The 18,138-nt window shown below is 55.5% G+C and carries 13 protein-coding genes; 3 read left to right on the top strand and 10 right to left on the bottom strand.

The annotated features are described in order from the left end of the window. Position 1 precedes the first annotated feature (1 nt). The 10 genes from cas1 to CGLAMM_RS05930 all read right to left on the bottom strand — a co-directional run bounded on the left by cas1 (position 2) and on the right by CGLAMM_RS05930 (position 15,375). The gene (cas1, locus tag CGLAMM_RS05885; protein ID WP_394820133.1) at positions 2–898 is read right to left on the bottom strand and encodes a type II CRISPR-associated endonuclease Cas1; all 897 of its coding nucleotides are present in this window, start codon (positions 896–898) and stop codon (positions 2–4) included. Next, entirely contained in the window at positions 856–4,023 is a 3,168-nt protein-coding gene (gene cas9 / locus CGLAMM_RS05890) for a type II CRISPR RNA-guided endonuclease Cas9 (protein ID WP_418115480.1), read from the bottom strand. The genes cas1 and cas9 overlap by 43 nt, the downstream gene beginning before the upstream one ends. Before the next feature lie 424 nt (positions 4,024–4,447). Beyond that, positions 4,448–5,629 (bottom strand): pyridoxal-phosphate-dependent aminotransferase family protein, encoded by a 1,182-nt coding sequence (locus CGLAMM_RS05895; RefSeq protein WP_394820213.1) that lies wholly within the window; start codon positions 5,627–5,629, stop codon positions 4,448–4,450. Further along, positions 5,607–6,911 carry an allantoate amidohydrolase gene (locus CGLAMM_RS05900; protein ID WP_394820135.1) on the bottom strand — a complete coding sequence of 435 codons (1,305 nt, stop codon included), beginning with the start codon at positions 6,909–6,911 and terminating at the stop codon, positions 5,607–5,609. The genes CGLAMM_RS05895 and CGLAMM_RS05900 overlap by 23 nt, the downstream gene beginning before the upstream one ends. Positions 6,912–6,986: 75 nt before the next feature. Next, a complete protein-coding gene (gene dctA, locus CGLAMM_RS05905; RefSeq protein ID WP_394820136.1) occupies positions 6,987–8,261 on the bottom strand; it encodes a C4-dicarboxylate transporter DctA in 1,275 nt (424 codons plus the stop codon). Between the two features lie 23 nt (positions 8,262–8,284). Beyond that, positions 8,285–9,664, bottom strand: coding sequence for a carbohydrate porin (locus tag CGLAMM_RS05910; protein ID WP_418115481.1), 1,380 nt, complete (start codon positions 9,662–9,664; stop codon positions 8,285–8,287). Positions 9,665–10,079: 415 nt separating this feature from the next. Further along, positions 10,080–11,477, bottom strand: coding sequence for a carbohydrate porin (locus CGLAMM_RS05915; RefSeq protein ID WP_394820137.1), 1,398 nt, complete (start codon positions 11,475–11,477; stop codon positions 10,080–10,082). Positions 11,478–11,761: 284 nt separating this feature from the next. After that, the gene (locus CGLAMM_RS05920; protein WP_394820138.1) at positions 11,762–13,159 is read right to left on the bottom strand and encodes a carbohydrate porin; all 1,398 of its coding nucleotides are present in this window, start codon (positions 13,157–13,159) and stop codon (positions 11,762–11,764) included. A gap of 188 nt (positions 13,160–13,347) precedes the next feature. Further along, on the bottom strand, positions 13,348–14,280 hold the full coding sequence (locus CGLAMM_RS05925; RefSeq protein ID WP_394820139.1) for a sugar phosphate isomerase/epimerase family protein: 933 nt from the start codon (positions 14,278–14,280) through the stop codon (positions 13,348–13,350). Positions 14,281–14,424: 144 nt separating this feature from the next. Next, on the bottom strand, positions 14,425–15,375 hold the full coding sequence (locus CGLAMM_RS05930; protein WP_394820140.1) for a LysR family transcriptional regulator: 951 nt from the start codon (positions 15,373–15,375) through the stop codon (positions 14,425–14,427). A 356-nt stretch (positions 15,376–15,731) separates the two neighbouring features. Here CGLAMM_RS05930 and CGLAMM_RS05935 point away from each other — a divergent pair, with 356 nt between their 5' ends. The 3 genes from CGLAMM_RS05935 (at position 15,732) to rpsP (ending at position 18,134) form a co-directional block, all read left to right on the top strand. Further along, positions 15,732–16,226: a Spy/CpxP family protein refolding chaperone gene (locus CGLAMM_RS05935; protein ID WP_418115482.1), complete on the top strand. Its 495-nt coding sequence runs from the start codon at positions 15,732–15,734 to the stop codon at positions 16,224–16,226. A gap of 133 nt (positions 16,227–16,359) precedes the next feature. Beyond that, positions 16,360–17,757 carry a signal recognition particle protein gene (gene ffh / locus CGLAMM_RS05940; RefSeq protein ID WP_394820142.1) on the top strand — a complete coding sequence of 466 codons (1,398 nt, stop codon included), beginning with the start codon at positions 16,360–16,362 and terminating at the stop codon, positions 17,755–17,757. Positions 17,758–17,792: 35 nt separating this feature from the next. Continuing rightward, positions 17,793–18,134 carry a 30S ribosomal protein S16 gene (rpsP, locus tag CGLAMM_RS05945; protein ID WP_394820143.1) on the top strand — a complete coding sequence of 114 codons (342 nt, stop codon included), beginning with the start codon at positions 17,793–17,795 and terminating at the stop codon, positions 18,132–18,134. Positions 18,135–18,138 lie beyond the last annotated feature (4 nt).

Raw genomic sequence — 18,138 nt, forward strand, 5'->3', positions numbered from 1 at the left:
GTCAACGGGCCGTTATGGCCCATTGCGGCACTTGCAGGAGGGCCGCGCTATTGAATTCCATGGCGCGGACCATCGCCATGGCGACATATTCCGTCGCGGCGAGGATCGTCATTTTCTCCTTGCCGATCGCGGCCGTTTTGGTAAGGATGCCACTCATGAAGCGTCGGTCTTCGACGGTCATTTCGTCACGGTCTCCTTCCGGCGAGCGCTCACGCGCCATTTTGTCCACGAAGGGGCGGAAAGGTTCAATCAGGTCATCGATGAGGTTGAAGGCATTCGTTCGGGACGCGTGATGCACGCCAAATGCGGGCAGAAGCCCGGAGGCGACGCAGGCGCGCGCGATGGCCGCGCGCATAACGGCATAACCGTAATTCAAAAGCGCATTGCGTCGATCCGTCTCGTTCCCCCGTGTAAAATCCGTAAACAGGTCGGACCAATAAATGCGCGCCGCCTGCGCTTCCAGATTATCAGGATCACCGGAATTGACACGTTCCGCCATGGAAAATAGTGCTTCCGCATAGCGTCCTTCAACTTGTGAGAGGAGGCCCGCCTGATTGCGGATTTTCGCGACGACGAGATTTTGCCAGAGACGCTTTTTGAGAGGCTGGCTGATGTTGATCTGCGTCTGGGCAATATGGGCCTGGGCATGATGCTGATGGAAAGAGAGGAGGATGCCAGCCGGGTGGTGCCGGCCATCCGGCACAATCATCGCCACACCAGCCTCGGCGAGGGCGGAGAGCAGGGTGCCTGTTACGCTGACTTGCGGCGTATCGAGGATAAGCCAAGCAATATCCTCGATAGCTAGAGACACCTCACCATCATCCTGCGCGACGATGAGCTGATTGTCCCGAAAATTCAGTCGGGCGGGCTGTGAGATGTGCACGCCTCTCCATGCCATGTACGGACCTCTTTTTTAACTTCTGCGCAAGTTCCGTAACGGTCTACACTATATTTGGCTAAGTTAGCGAGGGTCTTCGCGCCGATTCCATCAATTGAATTCGTCGGATCGTTATGAAGAAGTAGGTTAATCGCACCTGTTCCTCGATGAAGACCTGCAAAATAGCCTGGGATGACTGCTCCAGATGATTTTACCGCTTTGATGTAACTTCGATGGTAAAGACTGAAGCGAAAACAATGCTCTGGACCCATTATCGTCCACTCCGACTCATCTTTGTAGGCGACAACAGCCCGCATGGGCGGCTGGGGCCATTCTTTCTTATTCATCACCTGGTGGGGGTAGATGGGCACCAGGAACCACTCAACCTTGCCTTTTTTATTGGGTTTGCTGAAGACATCCACGCGCACCATCTCGCCGCGATCCGCCGAGCCACCCCGAACCGGCACGGCAGGTTTGTTCCGCGAGATGAGCCGCACCTTATTGACGACGTACCCGTTCGGCATACGCGGCATATTATCAGGGTCCGTGGGTTTGCCGGCGGCGATCCATGCTCGTAGCACCGCAACAAGGCGCGCGTTTTTCTCGGGGTCCTTGATTAAAGCAAGATCGGACTCCTTAAGGGCGGTGACGGCCTTCCTTTCATAGACGATCTCTCTTTCGTCACGCGTTTTGACTTGTCGGATCGTCGCGGCATGACCCTCACCACGCGCGCGGCGACGCTCGGGGCGAGCGACAAATAGTTCTTCATAGGCCTCTAAAACGTGCCTGCGAAAATTGTCCCAAGGTAATTTAACTTCGCGAAGAGGGCGACCGTAACCTTGTTGTTCCCATTCCTGGTAAGATTTCGTCAGACTTTGCACTTGTGCTTCATTGACGGCCGCAACGACCAACGCGTCGAGCGCGTGGTGGCGGTCGTCGCTCACCCGTTTTCCATCGATCTTTTTCAGCGCCTCCAATCCCCAGGCATGTCGAAGCGCGGATGTCAGCGCGCCGGGGCGTGTATAGACGCGCCGAATGCCACCTTTTTCTTTCCGCTGACCTTGGGGGTAAAAATATTCAACGGCGCCCGCCAAAGCGCGCGCTGCGTAACGCGTATCATTGAGATTTCTCTCTCTAAACTTTTTCTGGGCCTCCTCAGCGTTTTTCAGCAGATAGTTGCGCTTTTTGAAGCCTCGAAGCTCTTTATTCGTCTCGATCCTCTGCTGAAACGTTTCCCACGCCTCCGACGCCTTGTCTCCTCCCAACCACTCATAAGGCGTTTTGTTCTTTTTCGCCTGGTTAAAGCTGGCGTAGCATAGGGTCTTATTTTTGTAGCTGTCATCACCGAAGCGCGACCAGGGAAGGATGTGGTCTACCTGCACGGTTTTATTGTCGGACCTGACGAGGATAACGGGAATCTCCCGGCCCGAATAAAGGCATCTCCCACCTTGCTCCTTCCAAAGCCGATATCTGAGAAGGGTGTCGCCATTGACGTCGGATAAACCGAGTGAGGCGCGCGCCTCATTGCGTTCCCTCTCGCGCTGGGCCGTGTTGTCTTTGACCCCTTTTTCCAATTCTCGCCTTTTTTCGAGACTATTTCCCACATCCCGGGCCAGTTCGATGTTGATCGAACCGGGAAGGCCCCAGCGATTGCGCATGGCCCATAATTGCTTCATCCCCTCCGTCAGCGCTTTGCGCGCGATTGGATTGGCGATGTTGTTCCCCACATCTGCAACCAATTCGTTGAACTGCGCCTTCGTCGTGATCGCGTCACGGTCAGAATAAAGCCGTGAAGCCGCGTGATCATATCCAGCCATTTTGCAAGCCGCGTCATAGCGAAGACCCTGCGCGAGATGCGGTAGGATATGACGGCACGCTTTGGCGGATATGTGGCCGACCCCTCTGAATTTGGCGAAGAGACCTTCATCTAAAGCCGTTTGGAGCTTGTCGGAGACGGGCTCGCTAAGATTGAGTTTTCCAAGCTCCGCGAGAATTTTCTCGCTTGTCTCGTAAAAGCTTAAAATCTGAGCGATGGCGTCAAGCTGCTCGGGGTGCGCCTGCATCACGTCCCATAATTCCGCGCCCAAGGCCTTGCGTAGGGTGGCTGTGCCCGGCAGTGCATCGCCCGTGCGCACAGCAATATCCCGCCCTTCATCTTCGGCTTTGATGTTCGCAAAAGACTCGTCGGATGAGAGGCCGATCAGGCCCCGCACCTTTTTGACCGACAATTTTGCGGTTTTGCCGAGATCGGCCGTCACACGTTGTAATTCCTCAACCGTGAGAGGGCGCTCTTTTTTCAACCGCACGATGCGGAGATTGACCAGCCGTGTCAGCAGGCGAAATTTTTCGAAAGAGGGGGCGAGCTTAGAGGTACGCTTTTCGGATGGCTCGAAATGGCACATCCCCACAAGTCTTTCACTATCTTGCAGCGGAAGTTGAAAGAAGGCTATATCCGTAAAGGCTTTTTGCAATTCCGGTGTCGCGTGTTTCTGTCCGAAGCGTCGTTGAGCTTTGAATAAAGCGTCAACTTCAAACTCCAGATCATCGCGTCCTACGGTGCGATCATAAACGCCATCGCGATTTCGGCGGCGCTCCTTATATTCAGGGTCGACGAAGAACATTTTGCCGACCGTCTGATACCTCGCGAGTTTTCCTCTGGTTGTCTCCAACTCCTTGAGCATCTTCTGATCGTCACCAACAGCGTTTGCCGATTTGTTTTTCGCGGCGGATTTGAAGCCACGTCGTTTGGCGATGTGGGAGAGCGCTGCGGCAAATTCGAAAGGGCTGAGAAGCTGATCCAAACCATTTGCCCTGGCCGCCCACGGGTCAAATTTGGGGCGTCTCAGCACATCGCTGTCAGAGGAGGGGAGGAGGCCCTCCGCATGGAATAAGCGGCGTATTTCCGCCATGCGATTGCGTCGACGGCGGATCACTCTCCTCAAAAGGCGATTGGCACGACGAATCTGGTTGGTCGGCCTGCGTTCCTTATCCGTTTCCGGCACGTCAAAGCACCAGCTGCCCCAACCCTCAATGACGCCATCGTCAAGCTTGCCCCTTGGACGCCGAAGTACTGCCCAGCCGCAAGACCCTATCCCGAGATCGATCCCAAAGGACAATTCTTCATCAACCGCGTTTTTTTCTGACATATTGCTTGACCTTTATTCGTCGTTGTGGCCTAATACACTTGGCAAATCGGCAGGGAATCCACGGTAACAGAGTTACCTAAATTTCTCTGTGAAGGATTATCCCTCGTTGGGCAACCAACGGGGGAGATTCCTTTTTAAGCATCCAAAAAAACCAACAATCATGATGTCTTTATGCCTTGAGTGTATCTTCACTTCTATTTTTCTTACCTCAGATTTGCCCCGCGTCAAAGGGGCTCAGCCTGAACGAATATTGTTGAAATCTGCGTTCGATTTGTCGTCGCCAAATCTCATCAGACTTCTGCGCAGCGTTCATGTCAGAAGGATTGATGCAAGCGCGTGTCGCCAAAACGCGAAATGCCCGCGGTCAAACGTCAGGCAGCGACGTGACGCCGCTGCCGCTGAACTGCCTTATCCGTCGCAATTTTTATTTGAGACAGGTCTCCAGGGCGGCCAGCACCCGGCGCACATTGGATAAATGGGCGTTATGACCCATGGCCCCGATGCGCCAGATTTTACCGGCTAACGGTCCGAACGCCGTGCCAATTTCAATGCCATGCTCATCACGCATACGTGTTCGCACCGTCTCATCATCAAGGTGAGCGGGCACGTAAATTCCCGTCACGTTCGCCATGCGTGACGCCGCATCACCGTATAATTTGAGGCCGAGCGCCTCGACGCCGCGCACCATTTCGGCCTTACAGTCCCGATGGCGGGCGAAACGCGCTTCCAGCCCTTCCTCGAGCGCCACGCGCGCGCATTCCCGTGATGCATAAAGCATCGAGGTGGCTTCCGTATGGTGGTTAAGCCGCCGGTCTGACCAATATTGCATGATCATGGCAAGGTCGAAATAATTTGACCGGATAAAGGGGCGGGCACCTGCAGCTGAGTCCTTCGTTTTGAGACCCAGTTCCACCTTCCTGCGTGAAAAAATGAAATCCGCCGCGCGGTCGGAAATCGTAATCGGGGCGCTGCCGGGCGGGCCGCCCATACATTTCTGCAGACCGGATGAAACGACGTCAATTTCCCATCCATCTGTTTCAACAGCCATGCCGCCCAGCGTGGCGGTCGCGTCGACATAGGACATCACGCCGTATTTTTTGCAAAGCGCGCCCACCCCCTCAAGAGGTTGCGCGGTTGTCGTGGAGGTGTCGCCATGAATACAGGCAAAAACGGCGGGTTTAACGGCCTTGATGGCCTCTTCAATCTGCGCGAGCGTCGCGACCTCACCCCATGCCAGGTCGATCAAATGGATTTCAGCATCTATCCGCTCACAGATTTCTGAAAGCAGCAGCCCGAAGCGCCCGGCACGCAGGATGAGAACGCGCGCGCCCGGTTCAAGAAGGGAGGTGAGGGCCGCCTCAATCCCGGCGCGGGCGGAGCCATTGACGAGAAACGTCCATTTATTTTTCGTTCTGAAGACCTCCCGGTAGAGCGCCATCGTCTCATTCATATATTGGGTCATTTCCGGGTCAAACTGGCCCAGCACGTCGGCGCTCATGGCGCGCAGAACACGTGGGTGAACATTTGCCGGGCCCGGCCCCATCAAAAGCCGTGTCGGGGGGTCAATATCACTGAAATAAGGCTTATTTAAACTCGAATTTGCCATCATTAAAAAGCTCCAGTCTCTCAATAAAGCGTCGCATCGTCTCGAGCGCGAGGGCGACGTCCCCTGCACGAACGGCTTCCGCCGGGTTATGGCTGATTCCCTTTTCACATCGGATGAAAACCATGGAAATCGGGGCGATGGCGGCCACATTCATACCGTCATGCCCGGCCTGACTGACAAGAAAGGGCAGGGGAGCCCCGGTGACGTCCCGCCCGGACTCAGCAAGGATGTAGGATAATGTCGGGTCGCATGTGGCACCGGGCAGGTTGTGACGTTCTTCAAATTCCATAGTGATATGGCGACGGTCAGCGATGGATTGCAGCGCGTCCAGAAGCGTCACCGCGACGCTGTCACGGGTTTCACGGTGCGCCGCACGCAGGTCGATACTGAACGTGACTTCCCCCGCCACGATGTTGGTGGCCGGGCCTGTGTCCGTCGTGAAAGCGCCACATGTCGCGACAAGGTCATCCGGGCCGGCTTGCGCAGTCCTCTCAATAGCGAGCATCATTTCCGCCGCGGCTGACAGGGCGTCACGCCGCGTCTTCATGGCTGACCCGGCATGGGCGGCCTGGCCTGTCAGCGTGACGTAAAACCGGGACTGCGCCGCAATCGAACTGACGACAGCGAGGGGAAGATCCTGCTCATATAAATAAGGTGCCTGCTCGATATGTGGCTCAAGATAACCGATCAGCGTTTCCGGCGCACGCCGCGCCGTTGCGAAATGGTTAGGGTCAACGTCCCATTCAGCGAGGGCTTCGGCAATGGACATACCGTCCGGGTCACGCGCATTAAGGGCGTGGGGTGGCAGCAATCCGGCAAGGGCGCGAGAGCCCAACATATAAGTGGGAAAGCGTGACCCTTCCTCATCCCCGAAACCCATCACCTCCAGCGCAAAGGGGAAGCGCCGTCCCGCTTTGTGAAATGTATCGACGAGTTCGATCCCCAGCATAACGCCGAGCATGCCGTCATAATGGCCTGCATCCCGCACGCTGTCGATGTGGGAGCCAATCATGAAAGCGGGTGCATCGGGCGAGAGGCCTTCATAGCGGCCGATAATGTTACAGGCCGGGTCAAAAGCCGCTTCCATCCCCGCTTCGCGCATCCATTCCAGGATGCGTGTAGCGCTGGCCTCAAAGCCCTGGCCAAGAAATGGACGGAATAACCCTGATTTATGGTCGCTATAGGGCCAGCGCCCCAGAAAGTCGCATCGGGCAATCGCGCGCGCGCCACCCGCCGTTGAGAGGAGCAGGTCAATGCCTTCTGGCGCCTGATGATCCATCATTTTTGAGCCCGTTCTTCCTTCATGCCTATTATAGGCAGAGACGCGGATAAGAGAAGATTAAACCTTTCGAAAGGCTTATTTTCCTGAGGTCAGGCGGCGTTGCGCGGTGGAGACGTCCAGCTCATCTTCCCATGACGCGACAAAAATGGTGGCGACGCAATTGCCGACGACATTGCCCATGGCGCGACAAATGCCGAGATACCAGTCGACAGACAGGATCAGCACAAGCCCGATCGCAGGGATGACCGGGACAGCGGCCAATGTCGCGGCGAGAATGACGATGGCCGTGCCGGGGACACCATGCGCGCCCTTTGACGTGATCAGAGCCGTGAAGAGTATCAGCGCCAATTGCCCTAACCCCAAAGATATCCCCGTCACCTGCGCCAGAAACAACACTGCCATGCCGATGTAAATTGATAACGCATCCAGATTGAATGAGTATCCTGCCGGGATCACCAGTCCCACCACGTCACGCCGGATGCCGAGGGCCTCTAATTTCTGCATGACCTGTGGCAGAACCGCATCGGAGGAGGCCGTCGCCATGACAATCAGCAGTTCCTCCCTGAAATATTTTATGAGGGGGAAGAGGCGTAAACCGCAAAAACGCAGCGCGCTGCCGAGGCACAAAATGATGAAGAGGATCACCGTCACAAAATAAGTTATGACAAGCGCGACCAGGCGCCCCAGCACATGCAGGTCATAATGCCCGACCGTATAAGCAATGGCGCCGAATACGCCGAGTGGCGCGACGCGCACGATCAGACGCATGATCTGGAAAAAGATTTTCGTCAGCGCGTCAATCAGGCGTGAAACAGGCCGGCCTTCCTCCCCGATAAGGGAGAGGGCCACGCCGAAAATCACGGCGAAAAAGAGAACTTCAATCATGTGATTTGCGGCAAAAGCAGCGACCGGGCTGCGCGGAATAATGCCAAGCAAAAAGGGGGTGAATCCACCTTGAACCAATGTCGCCGCGCGGCCGGAATAGAGACTCATATCCGCCCCTGTGAGCGCGTCCAACCTGATATGCATGCCGCGTCCCGGTCCCAGCAGCCATGCGGCGAACAACCCGAAAATCAGCGCGAATGTCGTCATCACCTCAAAATAAATCAGCGCTTTGAGGCCAATCCGCCCAACGGATCGCAAATTATCGACGCTCGCGATTCCCTGCACGACGACGCAGAAAATGAGGGGCGCGACGATCATCGAAATCAGTTTGATGAAGCCGTCACTCAAGGGTTTGAAGGCCATGGCTGTCTCCGGTGCGACGCAACCGAGCAGCACGCCCAGTAAGGTGGCCAGGACGATCTGGCCAAAAAGGGCGCGACAGCAGAGGCGGATCAGTTTCGTCATTGCAGGAACTCCAAAGCCATGAGCTAAAAATTCACGCGCGCGCGGCCGCCAAAGACGGTGGCGTTCCGAATTCCTTTTTGGGAATTGGGGTGCACGATATATTGAAAATCGGGTTGAAGATCGACGGCGCGATAAAGGTGGAAACTATATTGCGCCTCGATAATCATTTCGTAGGATTGGGCACTGTAGAGCCCTCCCGGGTAACGGCCATATTGTCTGTAATGGAGCTTCTGACCTGACCGCATCGCATGGCTGGCCCAGGCATAAGTCACCTGCACGCCGAAACCATCCTTCGGCCGCGTGCCGATTTCACCGACATCTTCAAAGCCGATCGTGGCCTGTTGCTTGAAAATTGAAATATTCGGGTCGGTCCGGGTGAAATTGGCGAAGATAATCAGCCCCCCGACATTGGAGGCCGTATTGCGTTTGATCATATGATCAAATTGCGCCCAAAAGGCGGTATGGCTGTGAGACCGCCGCCCGGGAAGCCTGGAAAGGATACGGGCATTGCCAAAATCATCCCAGTAAACATCATGGACCGGGGCATGATCATAGTAACCGCCAAGCGCAAAGTGGCTGGGCCTCTCCCCGGCGCCGCCGCCCGGCTGCCATCCGATTTCGAAAGGTAGATTAACCCCGTTTGTCTCACGGATGGACCAACTGAACCCGGAAGCGCCACCATGGGATCGCGATACTTCAAATGCGCCGACCTGCATGTAAAAGGGAGTGACGGGACGATATCTCACATATCCACCCCAGTTCGTCTTGCTGCCGGAGTAAAATCCGTCCGGGTTGGCGCCGGTCAGCGCGCGCGGCACCCTGCAGATAGCGAGCGAGAGAAACATGCAGTAAAGGGGCGATGAGTCGAAAAAGAGCGACTGATTGGCACGCCCGGCCCCGATCTGGAGGTGATCATTCGCCAAATCCTGCGTGACATAAGCGAATTGCAGCCGCACAAATGTGCCAATGCGGCCATTAAGCTCCATGATGGAATAGGGGTCGTTATTAAGGCGATCCGCCGAGAGGTCCCGGCCCGAATTGGACACGAAGAGTGTGTGTGATTTCAACCCCCGGAGACCGGCGAGTTTGGCCCAGTCAATTTCAAGATCAATCCCGAAACGGCCTGTATAAGCGGCGCCCTGGGAAAGGCCGCCGGAAACATTGCCGGCAGCTTCCAGCATATAGGCAGGTATAACGTCGATACCGTGTTTCATCAGCCAGTTCCGCCCGCCCCACCAACTTTTTAAAAGATGTTCATGGTCATCCGTGACCTGGGGTGGACGATCCTGCACCGGGGGCTGTGCCAAGTCGGATCTCTGCCGGGCGCCAAAATCATTGATCTGGGCTTTGGCGGATTGCGAGACCGTGCTCATCGCAAAAATGCCGATAGAGAAAAACTTCATGCACGGATATTTTCTCAAATCCGGTTTTCCTTCCCCAAGATGAATTGTTATTAACGCCAAATCTGACAATAGAATTTTATCTCGTCCAGATGAATTTCCTACGAATACATTCTCAGTGAAGCGAATACAGAAAAATAGAGTGTTTACTCAAATAATACAGATCGCGCACAATGGACGCACCCCGATCATTTGCGCGAAACGCAACGATCTGGTGGCAGAAAAACATTAAAATAAATAGAAAATCATTACTTGTCCAGAACAAGATTTTTGTCGGGAGACGTTTCCAGGTCGAAATGAGGGATTGAGGTACGCAACGCAGCGCGCCCTGGAGCGTAGCTTCCAACGGGCGTCACAAACGTTGAAACGGGTTTGTTTGAAAAAAAAGTCCCGTCGCGACAGATATTTCCAACGTCAGTCAAAAATTGACGCGTGCCCGCCCGCCGATCACGATAGCGTTTCTGATCCCGGCCTGGGAATTGGGGCGCACGATATATTGACAATCGGGCTGAAGATCGACGGCATGATGCGCGTGGTAACTATATTGTGCTTCAAAAATCATTTCATGGGACTGGATGCTATAAAGTCCCGCTGGATAACGACCGAATTGCGCGTAAAGCAGCTTCTGCCCTGCGCGCATCTCATCACTGACCCATGCATAAGTGATCTGCACGCCGAAACCGTCTTTCGGTCGGCCGCGTATCTCGCCGACATCTTCAAACCCGATTGTGGCTTGTTGTTTGAAGGCCGAAATATGCGGATCGGTCCGCGTAAAATTACCAAAAATAATGAGCCCGCCAACATTGGAGGGCGTGTTGCGTTTGATCATATGATCAAATTGCGCCCACATAGCGGTATGGCTGTGGGATTGCCGCCCGGGAAGGCCCGTCAGCACCCGCGCCGTGCCGAGATCATCCCAGTAAACGTCATTGACGGGCGCGTTGTCGTAATATCCTCCAAGCGCGAAATGGCTTGAGCGTTCACCCACGCTTCCGCCAGGCTGCCACCCGATTTCGAAAGGGAGGTTGACGCCGTTCGTCTGACGAAAAGACCAGTTAAATCCGGATGCGCCCCCATGAAGCGGCGTCGATTCAAACGCGCCAACCTGCATGTAAAACGGCGTTATGGGCCGGTAACGAATATAGATCCCCCAATTTGACCTGCCGGTCGAATGAAACCCATTGGGATTCGACCCGGTTAAAGCGCGCGGCACCCTGCAAATGGCTTTGGAGAGAAACATGCAGTATAGCGGGGACGAATCAAAAAAAAGCGCCTGATTGGTGCGGCCTGCCCCGATCTGCAGGTGGCCTTTCATCAGATCCTGCGTGACATAGGCGAATTGCAGCTTTACGAATGTGCCAAGACGTCCATAAAGATGCAGGACGGCGTAGGGATCATTATTGAGTCGATCCTTGGACAGGTTCCGGCCGGAATTTGACACGAAAACTGTATGGGATTTCAGCCCTTTAAGACCGGCAAGCTTGTTCCAGTCGATCTCCAGATCCACCCAGAACCGTCCTGTATAAGCGGAACCATGGGAGAGGCCACCAGAGACATTGCCAGCAGCCTCCAACATGTAAACAGGCACGATGTCGATGCCATGTTGCATCAACCATACCCGCCCGCCCCACCAGCTTCTCAGAAGATGCTCATGGTCGTCCGTTGTCAGGGGAGGGCGGTGACGAACAGGCGGTTGAGCCAGGACGGAACGTTGCCGAGCCTCAATATCATTGATCTGGGCTACAGCGCGTTGTGGTGTCGTGCTTGTCAGGAGAAGACCGAGAAGGAAAATGAGAACGCACGGGAATTTTATCAAATTCGGTTACCGTTCCCGAAATGATTTATCCATTATGTTTGAGACTAACGGTAAAAATTATTTTTTGTCCAGAAGTGTCGGCCTTATATAGAATTACGATTTCGTGCGTTCATATAAGTGATTGTGTAAGATCGAATATTTAATCGCTCATTGCATGAGAGGGTCGTTAAACCGTCAGATGAGTTCCGTCATGGGTCTGAAAAGGCGCATAACCTCTATTTTATCGTGATGATCTGTCCCCATAAGAGAAGCGACCTTACCTTGCGAGCACGCATCAGCAAACGTCAGAAATTGACGCGCGCCCGTCCGCCGAAAATGACAGCATTTTTCAGCCCGGCCTGGGAATTCGGATGCACGATATATTGAAAATCAGGTTGCAGATCCACAGCGCGGTAAAGATGGTAGCTATATTGCGCTTCAATAATCATTTCATAGGATTGGGCGCTGTAAAGGCCGGGCGGGAAGTGGCCATTTCGGGCAAAATATAATGCCTGCCGCGCGCGCATGGCATTGCTGACCCATGCGTAGGTCACCTGCACCCCAAACCCGTCTCTCGGTCGGCTGCGGATCTCGCCAACATCTTCAAACCCGATTGTTGCCTGCTGTTTGAAAGCGGAGAGGCCGGGGTCTGATCGTGTGAAATTCCCAAAAACGATAAGACCGCCAATATTTGAGCGCGTATTACGTTTGATCATGTGGTCAATCTGTGCCCAGAAAGCCGTGTGCCCTCGCGTGGTCAAACCAGGTCCGCCAGTCAGGGCGCGGGGCTGGTTGTTCCGGTCCCAATAGACATTCCCCACTGGCGCCGTGTCGTAATAGCCGCCTAATGCGATATGGCTGGAACGCTGACCCAGACCACCGCCGGGCTGCCAGCCAATTTCAAACGGAAAATTTACGCCATTCGTCCCATGGCTTGACCAGTCAAACCCCGAGATACCGCCATGATTGGATGAGACCTCGAATGCGCCGATCTGCACATAGACCGGGCTGACCGGTCGGTAACGCACATAGCCGCCCCAATTCGTGCGCGATTTCGTGTAAAACCCCGCCGGGTTGGCGCCCGGCAGAACGCGCGGAACAGGACAGATGGAGAGTGACAGAAACATGCAGTAAACGGGTGACGTGTCGAAGAAAAACCCCTGATTCATCCGTCCTGCTGCAAGTTGTAGATGGCCTTTCATCAGGTCTTCCGTCAGATAGGCGAATTGCAATTTCACCAATGTGCCGATACGGCCATAAAGCTCCGTGGCGGAATAAGGGTCATGCCCCAGACGGTCGGCAGAAAGGTCGCGGCCCGATTTCGACATGATCAGCGTATGGGATTTAAGCCCGTGAATACCGCCAAGTTTGCCCCAGTCAATTTCAAAATCGATACCGAACCGTCCCGTAAAGGCGGAACCCTGAGAGACGCCCCCGGACGTATTTCCCGCGGCTTCCATCATATAGGCGGGGATGATATCGACCCCGCGATCCAGAAGCCATGTCCGTGCACCGCCCCAGTCTCCAAATAAGTGGCGATGGTCATCCGTGCGCTGCGGCGGGCGATGTGGGACGGGGGGCTGCGCAAGGTCTGCCCGCTGACGGGTGCCGAAGTCATTCAGCTGTGCGAAAGCGGTGCGCGGCGCCGCGCATATCGTTGACAGCCCGATGAGGAAAATCTTTGCGTGACGGAAATTTGCCAAGGAAAGGGGCCTTTTCTACAAAGATTCCTGTATGATTAATTAAATCTACGGTGAATCTCTGTTAAAGTCCAGCCAAGCCTGTGGCGCCTCGTGAAATATCCGATTATATCGCGCGGCACAAAATAAAAACCGCGCCGAGTTAAAGCTCGACGCGGTGCCAAATGAGCGCGTGGGTAGAGCGTAGAACGTTATTTCGGCAGGATGCGTCGCAAATATTCGCGATTACGCGCCGAAACGCTCAGCCCATCACCGCCATAATGCTCACACAGAAAAGCGCTCTGAAAACCATGCGCGATGGCCATCCGGATGGCTTCCCGATAGCTGATGACGCCGGTTTCCATCGGGGCAGGGGCGGTGACGACAAGCCCGCTATCTTCATCTTCCGTGCGTAGATAGTTTTTAACGTGCCAGTAACGTGCATAAGGCGCGAGTTTAACCATCATGTCACGCCAATGCGTCATAGGTCGATGGAGGCGCACAAGATTACCGATATCAGCATTGATGCCGACATTGGGCAAGTCAACATCCTGCGTGAAGCGCACGGCGCTCTCGGCAGAGCCGAGATAAGTATCTTCATAGATTTCGAGAGAAATACCAATTTTAAGTGCCGCAGCCTGTCTGCCAAGCTCCTTGATGCGGTCGACCGCTTTTTTCCAAATTGCCGGATCATCCGGGTCTTTCGGCCCCTGTGTCGTCCAGAACCACAAGGCCTTTTTCTGCTGATCGTTAAAGGGGCGTGAAAAACCGATCGACACCTCCGCCGCGCCGATTTCAGCCGCAACATCAATCACGCGGCGCATATAAGCGAAATATTCATCACCATGCTCTGGGTCGATGATCGAACGCCGCGCTGTCGTGATGGCCGGGATGGTCAGGCCCTCTCCTTTGACGACATCCAGAAATTCCCGCCGCCGGACGGGTTCGAGGTCCGCAAGTCGAATCCATGAATCGGTCGGGTCGATTTCCGTGAAACCGGCATCCGCGACATCCTGGACGGCCAAGGCCCATTCTTCAGGCCGTTGATCCTGCACGGAGCTTCCATCCGGCAGGGTGTTGGGATATTGATTCATGCCCGCGGCGATCGGCCAGTTATGTCGGTTATAAGGGGGCTTCCGTCCCATCGCGTTTTTCCTCTTCTTCAGATTGCCGCATAATCCCGCTCCGCGTGATTCCGGCTGAGATCGCGGCATGCCACGCCGGCAATGACGTGGGGCTGTCTCCAGTTTAAACGCATCCCGCCCCGCAGAAACAGCGGTGGCGGCAATTCAAGAAGTTAAGGTTTGATCACAATTCCTGATCAATCCGGTTTTGATGGCGTCAGAGAGGAAAGTCGCTGCGGCTGAAAGTGGGCGTTCCTTCAAAGTGATCAGGGAGTAGCACCCAAGATGGTCATCAAGCCGGACATGCAGGCGGCGGAGCATATGCGCCTCTTCAAACATCTGTGCGATACTTGTCGGCATGAAGGCGAGCATGGCGCTGTGCTGAAGGAGGTCAAGCGACGCCATCATGGACGATGTCTCAATTGCCTGGCGGGGCGGAGGCAACCGGGCCAGGGCGAAAGTCGCGTCGATAGCGCGTCGTAAAGGGCTATGCGCCTCTGGCAGGATCCATCGCGCGTCCCCCAGTTCGGCAAGCTCCAATAATGACGCGTCAGCAAGGGGGTGACGCGGCGCGGCGACGATGCTTAAAGGCTCCTGCGACAGGATGTGGGCCTCAATCTGGGCAGAAATGCGTGTGGAGGAGGGACGGGCCACGATGAAATCAACGCGCCCCGCTTCAAGCGCCTGCAGCAATGTATCGCTCGATCCCACGGTAAGGGAAACGCTCAATTGTGCATGCGTGTCGAGCGCCCGCGCAATGATGGGGGAGACATGCTCAGGCAGAGCGGCAACGATCGCGCCGATCCTGACCATTCCCGCCGTCCCTGACCGCATGGCGTCCACATCATGCTGAAGGCGGATGACGTCATTGATCATCAATTGCGCGTGACGTGCGACCATTTCACCCAGAGCTGTCGGCAAAGCGCCTTGAGATGTCCGGCGGAAAAGGGGCGCTTTCAGGGCATACTCAATTTCCTGAAGGAGTTTTGTTACGGAGGGTTGGGACAAATTCATGCGCTCTGCCGTGCGGTGCAGATTATGCGTGGCTTCCAGCTCGATGATCAGACGGAGATGTCGCAATTTAAGGCGGTTCAGGAGGGGATATTGTTCACGCATGGGTCTCGCTTCGGCGCCGCTTCCGGGAGCGGTCTTCGCAAATTGTTGATGACGCCGTCCGCTGGGGGGCGTCAATTAGCTGATCGTCTTTTAAATTCTCACTGCCAAGCGTTATATCGCTTCCCTGTGAAAGGTCACGGAAAACCCGTGATCTCTCAGCGTCCCGCAGACGTTTTATTTTAACGCTATTCATGTAACGATGCGGGCAGGGCGTAATAGCGTTTCTGCCATCGGGATGATGAACCTGATGATGCGTGGCGATGAGATCGCCCGAGTTGTCTGCCTGCAACTTGACGTCCATCTTTCAAAATCAGTCGGCCATACAGGCGACCGGCTTTTTCAGAGGGAAATGTCTGATGCCATTCCGTAAAATTTTCTCCAGCCTTGCCGTGGCGACGATGGCATGTACTGCCATGCCGGCGATAGCAGTTTCGCCTTTACCTCCGCCGCTCATGATGCATGCACCGCCTCTGCCCGCCCTGATCCAGAATGAGGCGCATCTGACGCCGGCGCAGAATAACAAAATCCGTATGATCATGGAAGCCAATCGCGATAAGGTCATGGCCCGTCACAATGATGACCGTGCCGTGGATGACAGGATCTCGGCTGCCTTACTAGTGAAGGGTGATGTCGATAAAAAGGCCGTTGACGACCTTGTGAAGCAGAAAATCGCGCTGCATGAGCAGGCGGAGCAGCAGCGTGTGGCGGAATTGATCGCCATCCACGACGTGCTGACCCCTGACCAGCGTGAAGCGGTGAAAAACGCTTATGATGAGGCCGGAAAATTATCCGCACGGCTGCGCGACATGATGGCGCCTCCCCCACCGCCACCCCCGCCGCCGGCGCTGTAAGGTTTTTCATCCCGGCTGTCGCATTAAGCTTGACTTGTGACAGCCGGGGCTTTAGGCACCGATCAAATTCTGAAACGTCACTCCGCGAGGGTTCGCGCAGTGGCGCAAAGCCATTTGCAGCCAAAGGGCACACGTGTTCGACTCACTCTCCAGCAAGCTCTCCGGCGTATTTTCGGGCCTTTCCCGGCGTGGTCGTCTCTCCGAAGGCGATGTCGCTGAGGCGATGCGTGAAGTGCGCATGGCGATGCTGGAGGCGGATGTCGCGCTCCCCGTCGTGCGTGACTTCGTTGATAAAGTCCGTGAGCGCGCTGTCGGGCAGGAAATCCTTGAAAGTATTTCGCCGGGTCAGGCTGTCGCAAAAATTGTCAATGACGCCCTGATTGAGGCTTTGGGCGGTGCTGGCGCCGCCACGCTGAACCTCTCTGCGGCCCCGCCTGTCGCCATATTGATGGTCGGCCTGCAAGGGTCGGGCAAGACGACGACCACGGGTAAGCTGGGTTTGCGCCTCTCATCGCGGGAGCGGAAACGCGTCCTCCTCGCATCCCTGGATGTTCAGCGCCCGGCCGCGCAGCTTCAGCTCCAGCAACTGGCTGAGCGGGTTGGCGTCACGTCATTGCCGATCCTGCCCGGGCAGTCCCCGCAGGAAATTACCCGCCGCGCGATGAAAACCGCGCGTCAGGAAGGGTATGATATCGTCGTGCTGGATACGGCAGGCCGCCTTTCCATCGATGAAGCCCTGATGCAGGAAGTCCGCGAAATTCGTGAAATCGCGGGCCCGGCCGAGACATTGCTGGTTGTGGATGCCATGACCGGGCAGGACGCGGTCAACACGGCGCAGCATTTCAATGAGGCTGTCGGTGTCACGGGTGTCGTGATGTCGCGTATGGATGGCGACGCACGTGGCGGTGCCGCGCTTTCCATGAAGGCCATGACCGGCGCGCCCATCAAATTTGTCGGGATGGGCGAGAAACCCGAAGCGCTGGAGGAATTCTACCCGGAACGCGTTGCGGGGCGCATTCTTGGCCTCGGCGATATTGCCGGGCTGGTTGAGAAAGCCTCCGAAACACTGGATCAGGAGGAAAGCGAGCGCGTCGCCAAAAAGATGCTCGCGGGTAAGTTCGACCTTGATGATTACGCTTCCCAGATCCGCCAGATCGGCAAGCTTGGTTCCGTCTCGAATATTCTCGGCATGTTGCCGGGGGCCGGTAAACTCAAGGAAAAACTGGGCGATCGGGATCTCGACACTGCGATCTTCAAGCGCCACCAGGCCATCATCTCTTCCATGACGAAGGCGGAGCGTAAGACGCCCGCCATCATCAAAGCGTCACGGAAAAAGAGGATCGCCGCCGGCTCCGGCACCACGGTGCAGGAGATCAATAAAATGCTCAAACAGTTTGATGACATGTCCACCATGATGAAGCGCCTTAATAAAATGGGCCTCGCGGGCATGAAGCAGATGCTGTCAGGGATGATGTCGGGCAAGGGAAATCCCAATATGCCCGGTGGTTTCGGCGGTTTGCCACGCCGGTAAAGTCAAAATTTTACACTTCAGGAGTTGATTGAAGCATGAGTCTTAAAATTCGTCTTGCACGCGCTGGCGCCAAAAAGCGCCCTTATTACCATATTGTTGTGGCTGACAGCCGCAGCCCGCGCGATGGCCGCTTCATTGAAAAAGTGGGCGCCTATAACCCGATGCTGCCTTCAGACCATGCTGAGCGCGTGCGTCTTGATGATGAGCGCATCCGTCACTGGCTTTCAAACGGGGCGCAGGCGACGGACCGCGTGGCGCGTTTCCTCGGCCGTGCCGGGATTATCGACATGCCGAGCTGGAATGAGCAGCCCAAAAAATCCGCCCCGAAAAAGCGCGCGCAGGAGCGTGCGGCCGCCAAGTCTGAGGCTGCGGCCTGAGCTT

This window comes from Sorlinia euscelidii, assembly GCF_036452135.1.
In the GTDB taxonomy this organism is placed as follows: domain Bacteria; phylum Pseudomonadota; class Alphaproteobacteria; order Acetobacterales; family Acetobacteraceae; genus Sorlinia; species Sorlinia euscelidii.

Excerpts from the sequence above, each read along its gene's own strand:
- cas1 (WP_394820133.1), bottom strand. The coding sequence starts at position 898 with ATGGCATGGAGAGGCGTGCACATCTCACAGCCCGCCCGACTGAATTTT.
- cas9 (WP_418115480.1), bottom strand. The coding sequence starts at position 4,023 with ATGTCAGAAAAAAACGCGGTTGATGAAGAATTGTCCTTTGGGATCGAT.
- CGLAMM_RS05895 (WP_394820213.1), bottom strand. The coding sequence starts at position 5,629 with ATGGCAAATTCGAGTTTAAATAAGCCTTATTTCAGTGATATTGACCCC.
- CGLAMM_RS05900 (WP_394820135.1), bottom strand. The coding sequence starts at position 6,911 with ATGATGGATCATCAGGCGCCAGAAGGCATTGACCTGCTCCTCTCAACG.
- dctA (WP_394820136.1), bottom strand. The coding sequence starts at position 8,261 with ATGACGAAACTGATCCGCCTCTGCTGTCGCGCCCTTTTTGGCCAGATC.
- CGLAMM_RS05910 (WP_418115481.1), bottom strand. The coding sequence starts at position 9,664 with ATGAAGTTTTTCTCTATCGGCATTTTTGCGATGAGCACGGTCTCGCAA.
- CGLAMM_RS05925 (WP_394820139.1), bottom strand. The coding sequence starts at position 14,280 with ATGGGACGGAAGCCCCCTTATAACCGACATAACTGGCCGATCGCCGCG.
- CGLAMM_RS05930 (WP_394820140.1), bottom strand. The coding sequence starts at position 15,375 with ATGCGTGAACAATATCCCCTCCTGAACCGCCTTAAATTGCGACATCTC.
- CGLAMM_RS05935 (WP_418115482.1), top strand. The coding sequence starts at position 15,732 with ATGCCATTCCGTAAAATTTTCTCCAGCCTTGCCGTGGCGACGATGGCA.
- rpsP (WP_394820143.1), top strand. The coding sequence starts at position 17,793 with ATGAGTCTTAAAATTCGTCTTGCACGCGCTGGCGCCAAAAAGCGCCCT.